Origin of the sequence: Pseudomonas sp. App30 (genome assembly GCF_047947025.1) — a bacterium.
Taxonomy (GTDB): domain Bacteria; phylum Pseudomonadota; class Gammaproteobacteria; order Pseudomonadales; family Pseudomonadaceae; genus Aquipseudomonas.
This window is the reverse complement of sequence record NZ_CP133165.1, coordinates 2,232,678-2,251,657: the sequence shown is the minus strand read 5'-3', so window position 1 is coordinate 2,251,657 and position 18,980 is coordinate 2,232,678. Positions and strand designations below refer to the sequence as shown.

The window sequence follows — 18,980 nt, the reverse complement described above, 5'->3', positions numbered from 1 at the left end:
AACCGGGTTATTACCGAATGTCACAAAAGCGTCGCAAAACGAATGTTTGCATCACCCATTCACTAACCTGATGGTGCATGAGCCTGGCCGCTTCCTTCACTAGACTGGCCTCTACCATTCAAGGAACACAGGGCATTGGCTATGCACAATCGCATGATGATCACTGGCGCCGGCTCGGGCCTGGGCCGCGAGATCGCACTTCGTTGGGCCCGTGAGGGCTGGCACCTGGCGCTGGCTGACGTCAACGAGGCGGGCCTGGCAGAAACGCTGAAGCTGGTGCGCGAGGCGGGCGGCGACGGCTTCGTGCAGCGCTGCGACGTGCGCGACTACAGCCAGCTCACGGCCCTGGCCCAGGCCTGCGAGGAGAAACTGGGCGGCATCGACGTCATCGTCAACAACGCCGGCGTGGCGTCGGGCGGCTTCTTCAGCGAGCTGCAGCTGGAAGACTGGGACTGGCAGATAGCAATCAACCTCATGGGCGTGGTCAAGGGCTGCAAGGCCTTCCTGCCGCTGCTGGAGAAGAGCAAGGGCACGATCATCAACATCGCTTCCATGGCAGCCCTGATGCAGGGGCCGGCCATGAGCAACTACAACGTCGCCAAGGCGGGCGTGGTGGCGCTGTCGGAAAGCCTGCTGGTGGAACTGCGCCAGCAGGAAGTGGGGGTGCACGTGGTGTGCCCGTCGTTCTTCCAGACCAATCTGCTCGACTCGTTCCGCGGGCCTACCCCGGCCATGAAGGTGCAGGTGGGCAAGCTGCTGGAAAGCTCGCCGATCACCGCGGCCGACATTGCCGATTACGTTTACCAGCAGGTGGCGCAGGGTGTGTTCATGATCCTCCCACATGAGCAGGGGCGCCAGGCCTGGGCGTTGAAGCAGCAGCACCCGCAGGCGCTGTACGACGAGATGGCGAGCATGGCGGAGAAAATGCGCGCCAAGGCGCGGCAGGGCTCGTAACCACGGCGCTATCCTGAGTATCCTTGAAAAGCCCGGGCCAGACGCCCGGGCTTTTTTCTACCCGGGAGGCGCTGTGCTCAACTATCTGTGGTTCTTTTTGGCGGCGGTCTTCGAAATCGCCGGCTGCTACGCCTTCTATATGTGGCTGCGCCTGGGCAAGAGCGCCTGGTGGACGGTGCCCGCATTGCTCAGCCTGACCTGCTTCGCGCTGCTGCTCACCCGCGTTGAAGCTGCCTACGCCGGGCGTGCCTACGCCGCCTACGGTGGCCTGTACATCGTGACCTCGCTGGCCTGGCTGGCGCTGGTGGAGCGGGTGCGCCCGGCCGGTAGCGACTGGCTCGGCGCGGTGCTGTGCGTGATCGGCGCAAGCATCATCCTGTGGGGCCCGAAACTGCACAGTTCATAAGGGTTGAATGGCGTTCGAATTGGTGTGATTTGGTTCGTTCCTACGGCATTTCCTCAGACTTTTCTGTAGGCAAAGTCGACAAAGCTTGTAGGGCGATCCTGTTTTGATCCGTAAGCATTGATAGCGGTCAATACCCGGCGCAGTCTCAGGGTTCATTCAATGAGCGTGAGGGTTGGACGATGCTGGTATTGACGCGATCGGTGGGCGAGGCCATTGCCATAGGCGATGACATCTGGGTAAAAATTATCGAGGTGCGGGGCAACCAGGTGCGGTTTGGCATCCAGGCGCCCAAGCACATCGAGATTCACCGTGCCGAAGTGTACCGGCGCATCATGGCGCAGACGGCGCGCGAAGCAGCGGCGGTGATGCACCCAGGTTGACAGCCTGTGGGAGCTGGCTTGCCAGCGAGCTGTTGAGGCGCTAAAAGCTCGCCGGCAAGCCGGCTCCCACATGGCCGGCACGGCTGTTCAGTCGAACAGCTCCTTGGGAATATCGTGCTTGAGCATCAGCGTGCACTGCTGGCTCTCGGGGTCGAACACGATGAAGGCCTGGGCCTTCGCCAGGGCGTGGCGCACCCGCTCCACGCGGGTCTGCAACGGCGTCTCGTCGCCGTTGTCGGTGCCGTCGCGGGTGACGAAGTCCTCGATCAGCAGGGTCAGGGTCTCGGGCGACAGTTGGTCGTGGGGAATCAGCATGGCAGCTCTCGCAAAATGTCATGGCATCTTACCACGCGGGTCAAATGGCATTCGGCTCGAAACTGTCGGCGCGGGCCATGGCCCACATGCGCTGGTAGAACTCGCCGCTGACCTCGCCACTCAGCAGCTCACCGGGCTTGAGGAACACATGCAGCTGGGAAAACAGCTTCACCTCGGTGGCCGACATGCGCCGCACCAGGTGCTTGGCTTCCAGCTGCGAGGGGTGCACCAGGCCGGCGGCGGCGAGCATTTCCGCCAGCGCCTTGAGGGTGTTGTGGTGGAAGTTGAGGACCCGGTTGGCCTTGTCCGGCACCACCAGGGCGCGCTGGCGCAGCAGGTCCTGGGTGGCGACGCCGGTGGGGCATTTGTTGGTGTGGCAGCTTTGCGACTGGATGCAGCCAATGGCGAACATGAAGCCGCGCGCCGAGTTGGCCCAGTCGGCGCCGATGGCCAGCACGCTGGCGATGTCGAACGCGCTGACGATCTTGCCGCTGGCGCCCAGCTTGATCTTGTCGCGCAGGTTCATGCCCACCAGGGTGTTGTGCACGAACAGCAGGCCCTCGCGCATGGGCGTGCCCATGTGGTCGGTGAACTCCACGGGCGCGGCGCCAGTGCCGCCTTCCTTGCCGTCCACCACGATGAAGTCCGGCAGGATGCCCGTCTCCAGCATGGCCTTGGCGATGCCCATGAACTCCCACGGGTGGCCCATGCAGAACTTGAACCCCACCGGCTTGCCGCCGGACAGTTCGCGCAGTTGGGCGATGAAATGCATCATCTCGATGGGCGTGGAGAACGCCGAGTGGCGTGACGGCGACACGCAGTCCTCGCCCATCATCACCCCGCGGGTGTCGGCGATTTCGCGGGTGACCTTGTGCTTGGGCAGGATGCCGCCATGGCCGGGCTTGGCGCCCTGGCTCATCTTGATCTCGATCATGCGCACCTGCGGCTCGCGGGCCTGCACGGCGAATTTCTCCGGGTCGAACAGGCCGCTGCTGGTGCGGCAGCCGAAGTAGCCGCTGCCCAGCTCCCAGGTCAGGTCGCCGCCGTGCTCGCGGTGGTATGGGCTGATGCTGCCCTCGCCGGTGTCGTGGGCGAAGTTGCCCAGCTTGGCGCCCTGGTTCAGCGCGCGGATGGCGTTGGCGCTGAGGGCGCCGAAGCTCATGGCGGAAATGTTGAAGATCGACGCCGAGTAGGGCTGGGTGCACTGCGGCCCGCCGATGATCACCCGGAAGCTGGCCGGGTCGCTGAGCGGCGCCGGGCGCATGGAGTGGCCGATGAACTCGAAGCCGGGGTGGTACACGTCGATCAGGGTGCCGAAGGGCTTGTCGGCGGTCTCGTTCTTGGCTCGGGCGTACACCAGCGAGCGCTGGGCGCGGGAGAAGGGCAGGGCGTCGCTGTCGGACTCCAGCAGGTATTGGCGGATCTCCGGGCGTATGCCCTCCACCAGGTAGCGGATATTGCCCAGGATGGGGTAGTTGCGGCGCACCGCGTGCGGCGTCTGCAGCAGGTCGAAAATGCCGATCAGGCTGAGCACGCCGCTGCCGAACGCGAACGGCCACAGCCAGTCGTGCTGCATGAACGGCATGCAGGCGAGGGTGAACAGGACACAGGCGGCAAAGAAGGCGTAGCGGCTCAACAGCGACAGGCTCATGCAATATCCCCGGGTGACCAGTACATGTCAGGCTCAGGTGTTCTGGGCCTGCAGGAATATGGAAAATAGCTCGGATTGCGACTTGATGCCCAGCTTGCTGTACATGTGTTTCTTGTGCACCTTTACGGTTTCCACCGAAATATCCAGCTTGCGCGCGATCTCCTTGCTGGAGCAGCCGCTGAGCATCAGCCGGCCCACGTCCAGCTCGCGTGCGGTGAGCTGCGCGCCCTTGAGCTGCTGCACCGAGGCCTCCAGCTGCACCCGCCAGTCCGGGGCGGCGGCCACCGCGGGCGGGTTGCTGTCCTCGAACGCCAGGCGCTGGCGCAGCAGTGCCAGCACCCACGGCTGGACAAGCGACAGCAGGGCAATCTGCTCATTGCCGAAGCGCTGGGTGCTGCCCAGGGACAGGCACAGGGTGCGGTCGGCGTTGATGCGGCAGTTGAACTGGATCTCGTCGGCCACCACGTTCAGGCGGAAGTAGCGCTGGTAGTATTCGGTCAGCTCGAAATGCTCGGGCGCCACCTCGGCCAGGCGGTACAGGCCGTCGGGGGTAGGCTCGCGGCTGGCGATGTAGAACGGGTCCAGCAGGTACAGGCCCTTGAGGTAGTCCTGGAACAGCTGGTCGGGGCTGCCGTCCTCGCCCGGGCACTCGGCGAACACCACCGGCCGCTGGTTGCTGCTGAAAAGCAGCGCCACCCAGCTGTCGAAGCTGACGTACTCGCCCAGCAGGCGCACCAGGCGGGTCCAGAAATTAGCCTTGTCGAGGCCCTCGATCAATTGCCCGACGGCCCGGTGCCAGGCCACGTCGTCCAGCGAAAGACTCATGCAACTACCCCTATCGGGTTACCCCGGCTGCGTAATTCCCCTGGCGGGGTTGTGCTGCGCATACTGGCTCAATCCCGTAGCAGCTGCCGCCAGGCGGCGTCCGGCGCCACCACGGCGTTGGCAGTGACGCGGCCTGCGGCCGCTGCTACGGGGAATTCGTTATTCAACAAGGAGAACCCATGAAGGTCGAACTTGCCCAGCTGGCTGGCCAGGACAATGCCACCGCGTACAACCTGGAGCGCGCCCTGGCGGCCATTGCCGCGTGCGCCGAGGATACTCGCCTGGTGGTGTTCCCGGAAACCCACCTGATGGGCTTCCCCTCCGCCCACACCGTGGCCGCCGTCGCCGAGCCGCTGGACGGCCCCACCGTGCGCGCCATCGAGCAGGCTGCCCGCGAGCGCGACATCGCCGTGGTGATTGGCGTGGCCGAGCACGACCAGGGAAGGTTCTACAACACCACGCTGCTGATCACCCCCGAAGGCATCGCCCTCAAGTACCGCAAGACCCACCTCTGGGCCTCGGACCGTGGCGTGTTCAGCGCCGGTGACCGCTTCGCCACCACCCTGTGGCAGGGCGTGCGCGTGGGCCTGCTGATCTGCTACGACATCGAGTTTCCGGAAAGCGCCCGCGCCCTGGGGCAACTGGGCGCCGAACTGATCATCGTCACCAACGGCAACATGGACCCCTACGGCCCCACCCACCGCACCGCGATCATGGCCCGTGCCCAGGAAAACCAGGCGTTCGCGCTGATGGTCAACCGTGTCGGCAACGGCGACGGCGGCCTGGTGTTCGCCGGTGGCAGCGCCCTGGTCGACCCGTTCGGCACCCTGCTTGAAGAAGCCGGGCGCGACGAGCAGCAGTTCAGCGTCGAGCTCGACCTGGCCCGCCTGCAAGCCGCGCGCAAGGACTACCGCTACCTGGACGACCAGCGCCTGCGCCTGCCCGGTGAGGTGGTCGAGCATGCCAACGGCCTGCGCGAGTTGCTGATCCCGCGCTGATCCACCCTTGGCGCGCGGGCCCGCAGAGGCCCGCCGCCCACTGTTTTTGCCGACCTCGGTTCTGCCATAAATCCAATAATTCGCGGAGTAGTCGTACATGGCTCGTTTGCAACGCACCCTTTCCTTGGGTTCGGTGGTGCTGTTCGGCATCGCCTACATGACCCCGATCATCGTCCTGGGCACCTTCGGCATCCTCGCCCAGTCCACCGCCGGCATGGTGCCGGCCGCCTACCTGGCGGCACTGGTGGCGATGTTCTTCACCGCCATGAGCTACGGGCGCATGGCCGCGGCCTTCCCGGTGGCCGGCTCGGCCTACAGCTACGTGCGCAAGGCCATCAGTCCCAAGCTGGGCTTCCTCGCCGGCTGGGCGGTGCTGCTGGACTACCTGTTCCTGCCCATGGCCATCTGGCTGATCGGCGCCGCCTACCTGGGCTCGGCGTTCCCCGCCGTGCCGCAGTGGCTGTGGGTGCTGGCGTTCATCGGCGTCACCAGCCTGATCAACTGCGTGGGCCTGAAGCTGGCCAACACCGTCAACGCGCTGCTGATGCTGGTGCAGTTCCTGGTGCTGGTGGCCTTCGTCGCGCTGGCCGTGCACTACGTCGCCGGTGACGCCAGCACGCCGCTGTGGACCCTGGCGCCGTTCTTCAACGGCGACATGCAGATGCCCCTGGTGATGAGCGGCGCGGCCATCGCCTGCTACTCGTTCCTGGGCTTCGATGCGGTCAGCACCCTCACCGAGGAGACCCGTGACCCGCGCCGCACCATCCCGCGGGCGATCATGCTCATCACCCTGATTGGCGGGCTGATCTTCGTGGCGGTGTCGTACTTCGTGCAGCTGGCGCACCCCTCGTTCGTGTTCGACAACGTCGACTCGGCGGCCTATGAGATTGCCCGCAACATCGGTGGCGACCTGTTCGTGTCGATATTCATGATTGGCCTGATCGTCGGCCAGTTCGCCTCGGGGCTGTCGGCCCAGGCCAGCGGTTCGCGGCTGTTGTTTGCCATGGGCCGCGACGGCGTGTTGCCCAAGGCGTTCTTCGGCAGGCTCAGCGAGCGCTTCGGCACGCCGGTCAACAGCATCCTGCTGTGCGGCGTGGTGGCGTTGCTGGCGCTGAAAATGGACGTGACCACCTCCACCTCGTTCATCAACTTCGGCGCCTTCCTGGCCTTCAGCCTGGTGAACCTGTCGGTGATCTTCCATTACTGGATCAACGGCGACAAACGCGGGCCGCGAGAAGTGCTGCTGTTCCTGTTGTGCCCGTTGATCGGCCTGCTGGCGGACCTGTGGCTGATGATCAGCCTCGACCACCTGGCGATCATCCTCGGCGTCAGCTGGTTGGCGCTGGGCTGCGTGTACCTGCTGGTGCTGACCGGCGGCCTGCGCCGCCAGCCGCCGGAGATGGATTTCCAGGAAGCGGCTTGACACGCACCGTTCATGACAAATACCGCGGCTTTGTGGGAGCTGGCTTGCCAGCGAGATTTTCCGGGCCTCAACAGCTCGCTGGCAAGCCAGCTCCCACACTGTGCAGCAACGCGGCGCGCAGCGCTGGGGTTTCGGGTTCCCAATATTGCGGCTTGCCGGCGACGATCGCCGCCACCGGCAAGCCGTCGCGCAGCACCAGGCGGTTGCCGCTGATGGCCGGCACCTTGGCGCCGGGCAGCAAGGTGCCGGCCAGGTTCAGCGGGTCGCTGGCGCTGATGGCCACCAGGCTGTCGTCCAAGGGCCGCCTGCGTACCTCGCGCAGCACCGGAATGGCCTCGGGCAGGGCGAACTGCTCACCCGCCAGGCCGCTGACAAAACGCCCGCCGCGTATCTCGCCGCGCGCCTCCAGCCGATGGTAGGTGCGCAGCAGCTCGCGCCAGCTGGGCAGCCAGTCGGCCTCGCGCTCCAGCAACCGCCAGAACACCACGCCATAGCGGCGCAGCAAGGTCATGGCCACCTCTTCCAGCGGGTCACGTTCGTCATTGCCGACTGGCCGCAGCAGCGCCCAACGCCCTGCGTCGTCCATGCCGCCGATGAACGCGCCGCGCCCGCGCCGGGGGCTGCGGGCCTGGCGTTTGCTGGCGGGGGTGATCAGCGCGCGCAGGCCGGCGAAGCTGTCGGCGTTCACCATGCCCGCCGACACCAGCTCCTGCAGGGCGGTTTCCAGCTCGCTGCGCAGCAGGTGCGCGTCGCTGCCCAGTTCGTCGAAGAACAGTGCGCCGTGTTGCCCCAGCACCTCGTGCACCTTGCGCGCCCGCGGTGACAGTTCATCCACGCCCACTGCCGGCGACAGGCCGCGCCACAGGTTGGCCCGCGCCCGCGGCAGCAACACGATGGGCGTGCTGCGCAAGGTCGCGGTCAGCGCCTTGCCGCTGGCGGCCAGGCGCGTCCACAGGGTCTTGCCGGTGCGGCAGGCATCGTCCAGCCATTGGCCGCTGTAGCCCTTGAGGCGGCAGGGCAGCAGGTCGCTTTCCCAGGCGCCGGCCGGCGCGCTGTAGCCCTCCAGCAGGTCGAGCACCTGGCCCAGCGCCGCCTGGCCTTGCAGGCGGGTGCTGCTGCCCAGGTGCTGCCAGTCGAGCAGGAAGCGCATGAAGTCCTGCAGGCTGACCGGCTCGATCTCCCGGCGCAGGCGCTTGACCGTGTAGCGATGGATGCGCGCCAGCAGGTGGCGCTCGCACCACTGGCTGTCGCGCAGCCCGGGGCGGAACTGGCCGCGCAGCAGGTAGCCCTGGCCTTCGAGCCGCGCCAGCGCCTGCTCCACCTGGGGCAGCGGCAGGTTCAGCGGCCCGGCGATTTCCCCCAGGCGCAGCGGCGCGAAACCGCTCAGGCGCGCGCGCAGCAGTTCCTGGCAGGCAGCGTCGTTGGCCCAGGGCTCGTCGAAGCCGGGCAGCGGCTGCAAGGCCGGCGTGCAGTGTGCGGCGGGGTACAGCGCCTGCAGCAGCGGCAGGCGCTCCACCGCCAGCCACAGCAGCTGGCCGTTGCCGGCGTCCATCAGCGTTGCGCGGCCGCCCGCCGCCAGGGCCTGCAGCCAGCCTTGCCAGTGGGGCTGGCCGGCGGTTTCGTGGCTGTTGATGGCGGCCAGTTGCATCAGCGCTTCGTGCATCTCGTCAAGGCTGTGGGGCGCAGGCCAGGCTTCGGCGGCCACGGCGGTGATCGCCTCGGCGTCCAGCGCCCCCAGGTCGTCGGCGGCCTGGGGTTCGTGCCAGCGGCGGCTGAGCACCGCCTGGGTGCGGCGCTCCTCCAGCGGCGCGTCGTCGAGAAACGCATAGGGTCGGGCATTCAGAATCGCCGCGGCCAGCGGCGAGGGTGCCGGCAGGTCGTGGCTGATCAGCCGCACCTGGCCCTGTTCCATGCGCCGCAGCAGGGCCAGCCAGCCTTCGCTGTCCATGGCCTCGTGCAGGCAGTCGTCGAGGGTCTGTTCCACCAGCGGGTGGTCGGGAATCTCGCGCTCGCCGACGATGTTTTCCAGGCAGGCGATCTGGTCGGGAAATACGGTGGCAATCAGGTCTTCGCTTTTCATGCGCTGCACCTGCGGCGCCACCTTGCGCCCACCGGTGTAGCGCGGCAGCGCCAGGGCCACGCCGGTGGTCCAGCGCCAGCGCACGCCGAACAGCGGCGCGTCGAGCACGGCCTGGATCAGCAGGTGTTCGGCGCTGTTGCTGTTGAGGTAGCGCCACACCTCGTCCAGGGCGAAGCTGTGGCTGGTGGACAGCGACAGCACGATGGCGTCTTCGCTGGCGGCCGCCTGCAGCTCGAAGTTGAAGGTGCGGCAGAAGCGCTTGCGCAGCGCCAGGCCCCAGGCGCGGTTGATGCGGCTGCCGAACGGCGTGTGGATGATCAGCTGGGTGCCGCCGGACTCGTCGAAGAAACGCTCCATGATCAGCGTGTCGCGCGAGGGCAGGGCGCCCAGGGCGTTGCGCGTGCGGGCCAGGTAATCCACCAGTTGTTCGGCGCTGTCGGCGCCCAGGCCCAGCTCGGCCTGCAGCTGCTGGATCAACGCCGGCAGCTGGCCGTCGAGGGCGCCCAGGCGGGCGTCGATGTGCCCTTGCAGGCGCGCCACCGCCAGCGAAAGTTCGTCGCTGCGCCCCGGCGCCTCGCCCAGCCAGAATGGAATGTTCGGCGGCTGGCCCTGGGCGTCTTCCACGCGCACCCGGCCGGTCTCGATGCGCAGGATGCGGTACGAGGTGTTGCCGAGCTGGAAAATGTCGCCGGCGATGCTTTCCACCGCGAAGTCTTCATTGACGCTGCCCACGTTCAGGCCCTGGGGCTCCAGGACCACGCTGTAGTCGGCGTTGTCGGGGATGGTGCCGCCGCTGGTGACCGCGGTCAGCTGCGCGCCGCGGCGGCCACGCAGGGTGCCGCTGACCGCGTCGCGGTGCAGGTAGGCGGCGCGCACGCCCTGGCGGCCGCTGTAGCCCTCGGCGAGCATGCGCAGCAGCGCCTGATAATGGGCCGGGTCCAGCTGCGCATAGGGCATGGCCCGCTGCATCAGTGCCAGCAGCGCGTCTTCGTGCCATTCCTGGCAACTGACCTCGGCGATGATCTGCTGGGCCAGCACGTCCAGCGGCGCCCTGGGCACGTGCAGCACATCCAGCTCGCCGCGGCGCACGCAGTCGAGCAGCGCCGCGCATTCGATCAGGTCATCCAGCGAGGTGGCGAACAGCCGGCCCTTGGGCGTGCCGCCCACCTGGTGGCCCGAGCGTCCTACTCTTTGCAGGAACGCCGAGATCGAGCGCGGGGAGGCGATCTGGCACACCAGTTCGACGTCGCCGATGTCCAGGCCCAGCTCCAGCGAGGCGGTGGCCACCAGCACCCGCAGCTCGCCGCGCTTGAGCCGCTGTTCGGCGTCCAGCCGTTGTTCCTTGGCCAGGCTGCCGTGGTGGGCGGCCACCGCGTCGCGGCCCAGGCGGTCGCTCAAATGCCGCGCCAGGCGTTCGGCCAGGCGCCGGGTGTTGACGAAAATCAGCGTGGTGCGGTGCTGGCGGCTCAGTTCGGCGAGGCGGTCGTAGACCAGCAGCCACACGTCGTTGGCCATCACTGCGCCCAGCGGCACCGGCGGCACCTCGATGGCCAGGTCGCGGGGACGGGCATGGCCGATGTCGACGATGGCGCACGGCCGTTCGTGCCCCACCAGGAACCGCGCCACGCGCTCGATGGGCTGCTGCGTCGCCGACAGGCCGATGCGCCGCAGCGGCGCCGGGCACAACGCCTGCAGGCGCTCCAGGCTCAGCGCCAGGTGGCTGCCGCGCTTGCTGGCGGCCACGGCGTGGATCTCGTCGACGATCACCGTGCCGACGTTGCCGAGCATCTTGCGCCCCGAGGCCGAGCCCAGCAGCACATACAACGATTCCGGAGTGCTGACCAGGATGTGCGGCGCCTGCTTGCGCATGGCCGCGCGCTCTTTCTGCGGGGTGTCGCCAGTGCGCACCGCCGTGCGGATCGGCACCGGCGGCAGGCCCATGGCCTGCAGTTGCTCGCCGATGCCGGCCAGGGGGTGTTGCAGGTTGATCTGGATGTCGTTGGACAGCGCCTTGAGCGGCGACACGTAAACCACCAGGGTCTGCTCGGGCAAGGCGTCGCCCAGCTGCACCAGGTCGTCGATCACCGCCAGGAACGCCGTCAGGGTCTTGCCCGAACCGGTGGGTGCGGCCACCAGCAGCGATTCGCCAGCCTTGATCAATGGCCAGGCGCGCGCCTGGGCCGGGGTCACGGCCGGGAAGGTGTGCTGGAACCAGGCACGCACGGCGGGGTGGAAACCGTCGAGCGCCGGGTCGTCGGAGGCAGGCAGGTTCATTCAGTATTGATGCCCTCGCTGGCTGCAAGTTGCAACCACCGCCGACACCTTTCCAACAGGCCATGGCACGTTGCAACAAAATGTAGGAGCCGGGTTTACCCGCGAAAGGCCGCGCGGGCGGCCGGTAGTCGCCGTGATTGAGTCCCGAGACGAGCCGCGTATACTTCGCGGTTTTTTGGGAGCCGCCATGAACCGTACCATCCACATCGCCGCCGCCCTGCTGATCGGCCCCGACGGCAAGACTCTGCTGGTGCGCAAGCGCAACACCCTGGCGTTCATGCAGCCTGGCGGCAAGATCGAGCCCGGCGAGCAGCCGGTGCATGCCCTGGCCCGCGAACTGGACGAGGAACTGGGCGTGCGCATCGACGCTGCCCAGGCGCAGTACCTGGGCGCCTTCAGCGCACTGGCGGCCAACGAGCCGGGCTTCGAGGTGCGCTGCGAGCTGTTCCGCGTCGACGTGGCGGGGCCGGTGACCATCGCTGCCGAGATCGAAGAGGCGGTATGGGTGGATGGCGACAGCCATGCCCAGCTGAAGCTGGCGCCCCTGACCCGTGACCACATACTGCCGATTTACACTGCCCTGTAGCCGCTGCCGCAGGCTGCGCTGGCCCTGAGCCTCGCTGAAAATCTCCTGTGCAAACGAGGGCCAGCGCAGCCTGCGGCAGCGGCTACAACGTAATCAGCGCACCGCGCTGACCCCATCCAGGGTCGAGAACGAGGTGTCCTTGGCCGTCAGCAGGAAGTCGCGCATGTACGGCGCGTCGAGCATGTCGGCGCGCACCGCCGCGTACAGCGTGGCGAACAGGCCTTTCTCGCCCAGGCGCTTGCCCTTCACGTAGCCGCGCGAGCTGTATTCATGCAGCGCCCAGTGCGGCATGCCGCACACGCCGCGGCCGCTGGCCACCAGCTGCATCATCATCACCGTCAGCTCCGAGGTGCGCACCTGGGCCGGCTCGACGTCGGCCGGCTCCAGGAAGCGGGTGAAGATGTCCAGGCGGTCGCGCTCCACCGGGTAGGTGATCAGGGTCTCGCTGGCCAGGTCATCGGGCACGATGTACGGCTTGCTGGCCAGCGCGTGCTGGTTGGCCACCGCCAGCATGGCCTCGTAGGTGAACAGCGGCACGTAGGTGATGCCCGGCAGCTCCAGCGGGTCGCTGGTCACCACCAGGTCCAGGTCGCCACGGGCCAGGGCCGGCAGCGGCGCGAAGGCGAAGCCCGAGGCCAGGTCCAGTTCCACTTCCGGCCAGGCGTCGCGGAACTGGTCGATGGTGGGCATCAGCCACTGGAAGCAGCTGTGGCACTCGATGGCCATGTGCAGGCGCCCGGCGGTGCCGCCGGCCAGCCGCGCGATATCGCGCTCGGCGCCACGCAGCAGCGGCAGGGTGGCGTCGGCCAATTGCAGCAGGCGCAGGCCGGCGCTGGTGAAGCGGATAGGCTTGGTCTTGCGCATGAACAGCGGCAGGCCCAGGCGCTCTTCCAGCTCCTTGAACTGGTGCGACAGCGCCGATTGCGTCAGGTGCAGGCGCTCGGCCGCTTCCACCAGGCTGTCGGCCTCGCGCAAGGCGTGCAGGGTTTTCAGGTGTCGGATTTCCAGCATGAGCGCCTCTATGAAAATTTCTTGTGATCAACACGAATAGATTGAGTTTGTCTCATGTTGTACCGAATGTCGATAATGCGCCCATCGAATACGGAGTACTGCACCATGGCCAACGCCACCCCACACGACCTGTCGTTCTACACCCAACGCCTGCTGGACGAGGTCGAACAGGCCCGGGCGCGCGGCGAGATGCCACGGCCGGTGCTGATGGGGCCGCTGAGCTATCTGTGGCTGGACCAGGCCAACGGCAGCGACGTCCGCGCGCTGAGCCGCCTGGAAGTGGTGCTGCCGGTGTACGGCGAGATCCTGGTGCGCCTGGCGCGCCTGGGCGTGGAGTGGGTGCAGATCGACGAGCTGATCCTAACCCAGGCGTTGCCCCAGGCCTGGAAGAGCGCCTTCGAGCGCGCCTACCACATCCTCCAGTATTCGCCGCTGAAGAAGCTGCTGGCCACTTACGGCGGCGCGCTGCAGGACAACCTCGGCCTGGCCGCGCACCTGCCGGTGGACGGCCTGCACGTGGACCTGGCCAGCGCCCCCGAGCAGCTGACCGCGGTGCTGGACCGAGTGCCCAGCTACAAGGTGCTGTCCCTGGCGGTGGCCATCGATGGCGCCGACCTGTGGTGCTGCGAGCTGGAAGCGGTGCAGGCACAATTGCAGCCCGCCCGCCGGCGCTTCGGCGAAAACCTGTGGCTGTCAGGTGCGCGCTGGTTGGCCGACCTGGGCGCCCTGCTGCCCGACCTGCGCCCCGCCGGGCATGCCTGCCACATCACCAGCTGAGCGACCATTCAGCGAGGTTCATCAAACTGTCACTGAACTGTGGCAGCGCGCCCGCACGAAGTTCATCACACTCGCGCTCTACTGGGGATCTGCGTTTGTGGTGTTTTTCATGCGGGCAATTTTGTTTCTGGCGGCGCTGTTGTGCAGCCTTTCTTCTTTCGCGGCGTCTAGCTGTGATGTAAACGTCCCGGTGCGTCACGCACTGCTCAAGGACGTCAACCTGGCCTACCAAAGCATCGGTCGCGACTCCGACCCGGCGTTGCTGTTGGTGATGGGCCTGGGCGGGCAGCTCATCCACTGGCCCGACGAGGTGGTGGTGGCGCTGTGCGAGCAGGGCTTCCGGGTGATTCGCTATGACAACCGCGACGTCGGCCTGTCCAGCTGGGCCCAGGCCCCCGACAGCGTCAACCTGACCTTCGAGGTGCTGCGCTACAAGCTCGGCCTGCCGGTGTCGGCGCCCTACAGCCTGACCGACATGGCCAACGACGGCCTGGGCCTGATGGACGCGCTGCACGTGGGCCGCTTTCACCTGCTGGGCGCGAGCATGGGTGGCATGATCGCCCAGCACATGGCGGCCATGGCGCCGCAGCGGGTCGAGAGCCTGACGCTGATCATGAGCAGCTCCGGTGACCCCGGCCTGCCCATGCCCAGCCCGGCGCTGCTGCAACTGCTGGCCCGGCGTGGCGCGCCGAACCGCGAGGTGGCCATCGAGCAGCAGGCCGACCTGCTGGCGGCGCTGGGCAGCCCGGACGTGGTGGACGACCGCCAGGTGCTGCTGCACCAGGCGGCGGTGTCCTACGACCGCGCGTTCAACCCCGAGGGCGTGAAGCGGCAGATTTTGGCGATACTCGCCGAGCCCAGCCGGGTGACGCTGCTGGACAGCCTGCGGGTGCCGACCCTGGTGGTGCATGGCACGGCCGACCCGTTGCTGCCGGTGATGCACGGCGTGCACCTGGCGGCGCATATCCGTGGCAGCGAGCTGAAGCTGATTCCGGGGTTGGCGCACCGGTTCCAGGAAGCGTTCAAGGCGCCGTTGCTGGCGGCGGTGTTGCCCTACCTGGATGCACAGAAACTGCACGACGCGCCGGTGGCGGGGTTGTAGAAACCCGGGTGGGAGCTGGCTTGCCAGCGAGCTGTCCAGGCCGCCAAAAGCTCGCTGGCAAGCCAGCTCCCACACGCTTTTATCAAGCCCTACCGAGCAAACTTGCTGACCTGGATCGCCAGCTTCTTCAGCCGGTACCACAGGCTGCGCTCGGTAATGCCCATCAACTGCGCCGCTGCGGCCTGCACGCCGTTGGTCTGCTGCAGGGCGGCCAGGATCCAGGCCTTTTCCACCTCGGCCAGTTTGCCGTCCAGGTCATTGGGCACGCCGCTGGGCACGGCCTCGTCGGCCTGCCCGGCAGCGGCCTCGAACAGGTACGCGGGCAGGTCCTGCTGTTCGATCAGCGCGCCCTGGGCGACGATGGTTGCGCGTTCCACGCAGTTCTGCAGCTCGCGGATGTTGCCCGGCCACGGGTAGTTGAGCATCGACTGCATGGCCTGCGGGCTGAAGCCGGTGATGCGCTTGCCCGCCTCGGCGCCCAATAGGCCGGCGAAGTGGTGGGCCAGGCCGGGGATGTCCTCGCTGCGCTCGCGCAGGGCGGGCAGGGGGATGGGGAAAACGTTGAGGCGGTAATACAGGTCTTCGCGAAACTCCTTGCGCGCCACGGCTTCCACCAGGTTCTTGTGGGTGGCGGCGATGACCCGCACGTCCACCTTGCGCTCGCGGCTGTCGCCCACCGGCTCGATCAGCCGCTCCTGCAGCGCGCGCAGGATCTTGGCCTGCAGCGCCAGGGGCATGTCGCCCACCTCGTCGAGGAACAGCGTGCCCTTGTCGGCCTGCTGGAAGCGGCCGATGCGGTCGCTGACCGCACCGGTGAACGCGCCCTTGCGGTGGCCGAACATCTCGCTTTCCAGCAGCCCCTCGGGGATGGCCGCGCAGTTCACCGCCACGAACGGCTGGTCGGCACGGTTGCCGTGCTGGTGGATGGCGCGCGCGACCATTTCCTTGCCGGTGCCACTCTCGCCGGTCAGCAGGATGGTGGCGCTGCTCTCGCGCACCGAATCGATGGCCTGCAACACCCGGCGAAAGGCCGGGCTTTCGCCCACCAGGTTGTCGAACTGGTGATGGTTGTCGAGTTCTGCGCGCATGCGCGCGTTGTCGCGCAGGATGTCGCGGAATTGCAGCGCCTTGTGCACGGTGATGTCCAGCTCGTCGATGTCGAACGGCTTGGCGATGTAGTCGAAGGCCCCGTCGCGCATGGACTTCACGGCGTTCTTCACCGTGGAGTAGGCAGTCATGACAATGACCGGCACCTGGGGAAAGCGCTGCTTGATCTCGGCCAGCAGCTGCGGGCCGTCCATGCCGGGCATGCGCCAGTCACTGATGACCAGGTCGATGCTTTCCTGCTCCATCACCTCCAGCGCCAGCAGGCCGTTGCCGGCGGTGAACACCTGCACCTGGTCCTGGCTGAGTGCCGAGACCAGCAGGTCGCAGAGTTTCGGCTCATCGTCGACTACCAGGACGTTATGGCTCAAGCGGGCTCTCCTTCGCGGGCCGGTATGTACAGGTTGAACGTGGCGCCTTGGCCCGGGGTGCTGATGCACTCCACGCGACCGTCATGGTTTTCCATGATCGAGAACACTTTTGCAAGCCCAAGGCCGGTGCCCGAGGCCTTGGTGGTGACGAACGGGTTGAAGATGCGCTCCATCAGGTCGCTGGAAATGCCCTGGCCGTCGTCTTCCACGCTCAGGCGCGTGTTGGCGCCGTCGGTGCCGATGCCCAGCACCAGGTGGCCGCCGTCGGGCATGGCGTCGATGGCGTTGAGCACCAGGTTCAGGCAGGCCTGCTTGAGCTGGCGGCTGTCGGCGTACAGCGTGGCGCCGGGGGCCTGGTCTTCGATCAGCGCGTGAATGTCATGGGTGGCAAGCTCCGGCGCGCAGAAGCCGAGTATGTCTTCCAGCAGCGCCCGCGCTGACATCACCGTGCGGATCGGCGGGCTGGGCTTGGCGAAATCGAGGAACTCGGTGATCAGTTCGTTGATGCGGGTGACTTCCGAGATCACGTATTCCAGGTGGCGCATGTCCGCCTCGGGCAGGGCTGCGCGGCGGTGTAGCAGCTGGGTGGCGGTCTTGATGATGCCCAGCGGGTTGCGAATTTCGTGGGCCAGGCCCATGGCCACTTCGCCCATGGTGTGCAGGCGGTCGCGGCGGCGCATCTGCGCCTCCAGGTGCTGCAGGGCCTGCAAGCCCTTGGTCATGTGGTTGAAGGTCACGCCCAGCTCGGCCAGCTCGTCGTTGCCCAGCACTTCCACCTGTTGGCTGTAGTCGCCGGCGGTCACCGCGCGCACGCCTTCGGACAGGGCGCGCATCGGCCGGGTGAACCGCCGCGTCACCAGGGTGCCGACACCCAGGGACAGCGCCGAGCTGAGCAGGAAAATCAGCACGAACAGGTTGCTCTGGTTCACCAGCCCCAGCAGGTTGCTGTGGCGCAGCAGGCCGCTGAACACCACGCCCTGCAGGTTGCCCTTGTCATTGAGCAGGGGCCGGTACAGGCCGCTGTACTGGCTGGTGAACTGTTCGGTGGGGCTCTTGGTGTCGCGCAGCACCTGCTCGATGCGTTGTGGCAACAGGGGCGGGTGGTTTTCGAAGCGCTGGCTGGAAAACACCTCGGCGTAGCCCTGGTCGCTGGACAGGTACAGGCGCAGGTCGAGGGTGTGCACGTCGGCGACGCTGGTCAGGAAGCTGGCGTCGAGGAAGGTGGCGACCAGCAGCTGGTAGTCTTCGCCGTTCTGCTGGGTGGGAAAGGTGGAGACCACGGTGCCGATGCGCGCGCTGCCGTTGTGGATGGTCTGCAGCACGGCGTCGGGCGCCAGGCTGATCTGATCCACCACGTCGGCGGCGGCGGTGGAGAACACCACCTTGTGGTCACGGCTGCGGATCAGCGCCACCACGTCGATGCCCATGGCATCGGCGATGTCACCGATCAGTTTGTCCTGGTGCTGCGCGCGTTTCTCGGTGGGTGCCTCGGCCCGGGCGTAGCGCAGGAACAGTTGGGCGACGCGGGCGTTGTCGCGCAGGATCTCGCTGATTTCGTCCTCGACGATCTTGGTCGATTCCTGCAGCCAGACGCGCACGTTGCTGTCGAAAATTTCGGCCAGGGTGGTGGCGGCCAGTTCGGAGGCGATCATCGTCGGCACCACGCTGACCAGCCAGAACGCCAGGATCAACTTGCGTTGCAGGTTCCAGCGCGACAGTCGAAAGGCGGACGGTTTCGGGGCAGGGGGCGTCATCGATACTCGCTTATGGCCAGGTCGCAAATCCTCGTAGCAGCTGCCGCAGGCTGCGCTGGCCCTTGCGTACGCTCGAGATCTTCAGTGTACGCAAGGGCCAGCGCAGCCTGCGGCAGCGGCTACAGGGGTAGAGCATGCGGCTATCAGGATGCCTGGGCAAGGCCCGGGGCGTGAAGCTGGATGAACTCTGCGCTCAGGCTGATCACTTTCGGGTATTGCAGGTCCACGGTGATCATGTGATAGCAGTCGTCGAGCAGTACCTTGGTCACCGGGCCGCCGATGTGCGCTTCAATGTAGTCGGCGTTCCAGCGGCTGGTGATGTCGTCTTCGCTGGAATGCAGCACCAGCGCCGGCGCCTTGATGGTAGGCATGCCGCGTTTCACTTCGGCTACCAGGCGGTGCAGTTCGCGCACACTGATGCCCGACATGGTCAGCAGCCCTGCGTTGGCGCTCTCGCCGGCTTTCATCTGCTTCTCGACGATGGCACGCAACCGCGGGTTCTTGATCCCGTAGGGTGACTTCTCGTTGAAGCGGCAGATGTGCACGCCGAACGGGATGGCCATGAAGATGTTGGTCATGCGCGCCACCCAAGGCATGTTCCAGCCGTCATAGCGCAAGGTGGTCGAATACAGCAGCAACCCTGCCACTTCACCTGGCCGCTGGGCGGCCAGGTGCATCGACAGGACCGCGCCCATCGACAGGCCACCGACGAACACCTGCTCGTGCACCTTGCGGATGCCCTCGAAGGTGCTCAGCGCGCTGGCGTACCAGTCGCGCCACGTGGTGGCCTGCAGATCGGCGTTGTCCCCGCAGTGGCCAGCCAGGGTGGGCACGTACACCGTGTACCCCGCCTTGGCCAGCCCCTGGGCAACCTTGCGCAGCTCGGTGGGGGTGCCGGTCAGCCCGTGGATCAGCAGCACGGCCACCGGGCCGTTGCCGAGCACGAAGCTGGCGTCGCCAACACCCATA

15 protein-coding genes and 1 pseudogene are annotated in these 18,980 nt (G+C 66.9%); 8 read left to right on the top strand and 8 right to left on the bottom strand.

What is annotated here, in order from left to right:
* Nucleotides 1-141 precede the first annotated feature (141 nt).
* The 3 genes from RAM80_RS10285 to csrA all read left to right on the top strand — a co-directional run bounded on the left by RAM80_RS10285 (nucleotide 142) and on the right by csrA (nucleotide 1,740).
* The gene (locus RAM80_RS10285) at nucleotides 142-954 is read left to right on the top strand and encodes an SDR family oxidoreductase (protein WP_416427447.1); all 813 of its coding nucleotides are present in this window, start codon (nucleotides 142-144) and stop codon (nucleotides 952-954) included.
* 73 nt (nucleotides 955-1,027) lie between these two features.
* Complete coding sequence (locus tag RAM80_RS10280; protein WP_416426272.1) at nucleotides 1,028-1,360, top strand: YnfA family protein; 333 nt, start codon at nucleotides 1,028-1,030, stop codon at nucleotides 1,358-1,360.
* A 179-nt stretch (nucleotides 1,361-1,539) separates the two neighbouring features.
* Entirely contained in the window at nucleotides 1,540-1,740 is a 201-nt protein-coding gene (gene csrA / locus RAM80_RS10275; protein ID WP_416426271.1) for a carbon storage regulator CsrA, read from the top strand.
* An 87-nt stretch (nucleotides 1,741-1,827) separates the two neighbouring features.
* Here the strand turns inward: csrA and RAM80_RS10270 are convergent, their stop codons facing one another.
* The 3 genes from RAM80_RS10270 to RAM80_RS10260 are packed head-to-tail and all read right to left on the bottom strand — an operon-like array spanning nucleotide 1,828 to nucleotide 4,531.
* Nucleotides 1,828-2,055: a YheU family protein gene (locus RAM80_RS10270; protein ID WP_416426270.1), complete on the bottom strand. Its 228-nt coding sequence runs from the start codon at nucleotides 2,053-2,055 to the stop codon at nucleotides 1,828-1,830.
* A 40-nt stretch (nucleotides 2,056-2,095) separates the two neighbouring features.
* Nucleotides 2,096-3,706, bottom strand: a complete 1,611-nt coding sequence (locus RAM80_RS10265) for an FMN-binding glutamate synthase family protein (protein WP_416426269.1) — start codon at nucleotides 3,704-3,706, stop codon at nucleotides 2,096-2,098.
* A 33-nt stretch (nucleotides 3,707-3,739) separates the two neighbouring features.
* On the bottom strand, nucleotides 3,740-4,531 hold the full coding sequence (locus RAM80_RS10260; protein ID WP_416426268.1) for a response regulator transcription factor: 792 nt from the start codon (nucleotides 4,529-4,531) through the stop codon (nucleotides 3,740-3,742).
* Nucleotides 4,532-4,710: 179 nt separating this feature from the next.
* Between RAM80_RS10260 and RAM80_RS10255 the strand changes: the two genes are divergently transcribed.
* The gene (locus RAM80_RS10255; RefSeq protein ID WP_416426267.1) at nucleotides 4,711-5,529 is read left to right on the top strand and encodes a carbon-nitrogen hydrolase family protein; all 819 of its coding nucleotides are present in this window, start codon (nucleotides 4,711-4,713) and stop codon (nucleotides 5,527-5,529) included.
* Between the two features lie 97 nt (nucleotides 5,530-5,626).
* The gene (locus tag RAM80_RS10250; protein ID WP_416426266.1) at nucleotides 5,627-6,952 is read left to right on the top strand and encodes an APC family permease; all 1,326 of its coding nucleotides are present in this window, start codon (nucleotides 5,627-5,629) and stop codon (nucleotides 6,950-6,952) included.
* Between the two features lie 67 nt (nucleotides 6,953-7,019).
* On the opposite strand, the gene RAM80_RS10245 is transcribed toward RAM80_RS10250, so the two are convergent.
* Nucleotides 7,020-11,306 (bottom strand): DEAD/DEAH box helicase, encoded by a 4,287-nt coding sequence (locus RAM80_RS10245; RefSeq protein ID WP_416426264.1) that lies wholly within the window; start codon nucleotides 11,304-11,306, stop codon nucleotides 7,020-7,022.
* Nucleotides 11,307-11,493: 187 nt separating this feature from the next.
* On the opposite strand from RAM80_RS10245, the gene RAM80_RS10240 reads away from it, so the two are divergent.
* Entirely contained in the window at nucleotides 11,494-11,892 is a 399-nt protein-coding gene (locus RAM80_RS10240; RefSeq protein WP_416426262.1) for an NUDIX hydrolase, read from the top strand.
* Between the two features lie 93 nt (nucleotides 11,893-11,985).
* On the opposite strand, the gene metR is transcribed toward RAM80_RS10240, so the two are convergent.
* Nucleotides 11,986-12,903: a transcriptional regulator MetR gene (metR, locus tag RAM80_RS10235; RefSeq protein WP_416426261.1), complete on the bottom strand. Its 918-nt coding sequence runs from the start codon at nucleotides 12,901-12,903 to the stop codon at nucleotides 11,986-11,988.
* A 120-nt stretch (nucleotides 12,904-13,023) separates the two neighbouring features.
* On the opposite strand from metR, the pseudogene RAM80_RS10230 reads away from it, so the two are divergent.
* Both RAM80_RS10230 and RAM80_RS10225 read left to right on the top strand, forming a co-directional pair.
* Nucleotides 13,024-13,605: pseudogene (locus tag RAM80_RS10230) on the top strand (5-methyltetrahydropteroyltriglutamate--homocysteine S-methyltransferase); the annotation flags it as partial.
* Between the two features lie 184 nt (nucleotides 13,606-13,789).
* Nucleotides 13,790-14,782 carry an alpha/beta fold hydrolase gene (locus RAM80_RS10225; protein ID WP_416426260.1) on the top strand — a complete coding sequence of 331 codons (993 nt, stop codon included), beginning with the start codon at nucleotides 13,790-13,792 and terminating at the stop codon, nucleotides 14,780-14,782.
* A gap of 89 nt (nucleotides 14,783-14,871) precedes the next feature.
* Here RAM80_RS10225 and RAM80_RS10220 read toward each other — a convergent pair whose 3' ends face one another.
* From RAM80_RS10220 to RAM80_RS10210, 3 genes are all read right to left on the bottom strand, one after another.
* Complete coding sequence (locus tag RAM80_RS10220; RefSeq protein ID WP_416426259.1) at nucleotides 14,872-16,257, bottom strand: sigma-54-dependent transcriptional regulator; 1,386 nt, start codon at nucleotides 16,255-16,257, stop codon at nucleotides 14,872-14,874.
* Entirely contained in the window at nucleotides 16,254-18,011 is a 1,758-nt protein-coding gene (locus RAM80_RS10215) for an ATP-binding protein (RefSeq protein WP_416426257.1), read from the bottom strand. Before RAM80_RS10215 ends, RAM80_RS10220 begins: the two co-directional genes overlap by 4 nt.
* 143 nt (nucleotides 18,012-18,154) lie before the next feature.
* Nucleotides 18,155-18,979 (bottom strand): alpha/beta hydrolase, encoded by an 825-nt coding sequence (locus tag RAM80_RS10210; protein WP_416427446.1) that lies wholly within the window; start codon nucleotides 18,977-18,979, stop codon nucleotides 18,155-18,157.
* Between the last annotated feature and the right edge of the window lies 1 nt (nucleotide 18,980).

What these genes read in the sequence shown, in the direction of transcription:
- metR (WP_416426261.1), bottom strand. Translation starts at nt 12,903, where the DNA reads ATGCTGGAAATCCGACACCTGAAAACCCTGCACGCCTTGCGCGAGGCC.
- RAM80_RS10215 (WP_416426257.1), bottom strand. Translation starts at nt 18,011, where the DNA reads ATGACGCCCCCTGCCCCGAAACCGTCCGCCTTTCGACTGTCGCGCTGG.
- RAM80_RS10270 (WP_416426270.1), bottom strand. Translation starts at nt 2,055, where the DNA reads ATGCTGATTCCCCACGACCAACTGTCGCCCGAGACCCTGACCCTGCTG.
- RAM80_RS10250 (WP_416426266.1), top strand. Translation starts at nt 5,627, where the DNA reads ATGGCTCGTTTGCAACGCACCCTTTCCTTGGGTTCGGTGGTGCTGTTC.
- RAM80_RS10285 (WP_416427447.1), top strand. Translation starts at nt 142, where the DNA reads ATGCACAATCGCATGATGATCACTGGCGCCGGCTCGGGCCTGGGCCGC.
- RAM80_RS10210 (WP_416427446.1), bottom strand. Translation starts at nt 18,979, where the DNA reads ATGGGTGTTGGCGACGCCAGCTTCGTGCTCGGCAACGGCCCGGTGGCC.
- csrA (WP_416426271.1), top strand. Translation starts at nt 1,540, where the DNA reads ATGCTGGTATTGACGCGATCGGTGGGCGAGGCCATTGCCATAGGCGAT.
- RAM80_RS10240 (WP_416426262.1), top strand. Translation starts at nt 11,494, where the DNA reads ATGAACCGTACCATCCACATCGCCGCCGCCCTGCTGATCGGCCCCGAC.
- RAM80_RS10260 (WP_416426268.1), bottom strand. Translation starts at nt 4,531, where the DNA reads ATGAGTCTTTCGCTGGACGACGTGGCCTGGCACCGGGCCGTCGGGCAA.
- RAM80_RS10265 (WP_416426269.1), bottom strand. Translation starts at nt 3,706, where the DNA reads ATGAGCCTGTCGCTGTTGAGCCGCTACGCCTTCTTTGCCGCCTGTGTC.
- RAM80_RS10225 (WP_416426260.1), top strand. Translation starts at nt 13,790, where the DNA reads ATGCGGGCAATTTTGTTTCTGGCGGCGCTGTTGTGCAGCCTTTCTTCT.
- RAM80_RS10245 (WP_416426264.1), bottom strand. Translation starts at nt 11,306, where the DNA reads ATGAACCTGCCTGCCTCCGACGACCCGGCGCTCGACGGTTTCCACCCC.
- RAM80_RS10255 (WP_416426267.1), top strand. Translation starts at nt 4,711, where the DNA reads ATGAAGGTCGAACTTGCCCAGCTGGCTGGCCAGGACAATGCCACCGCG.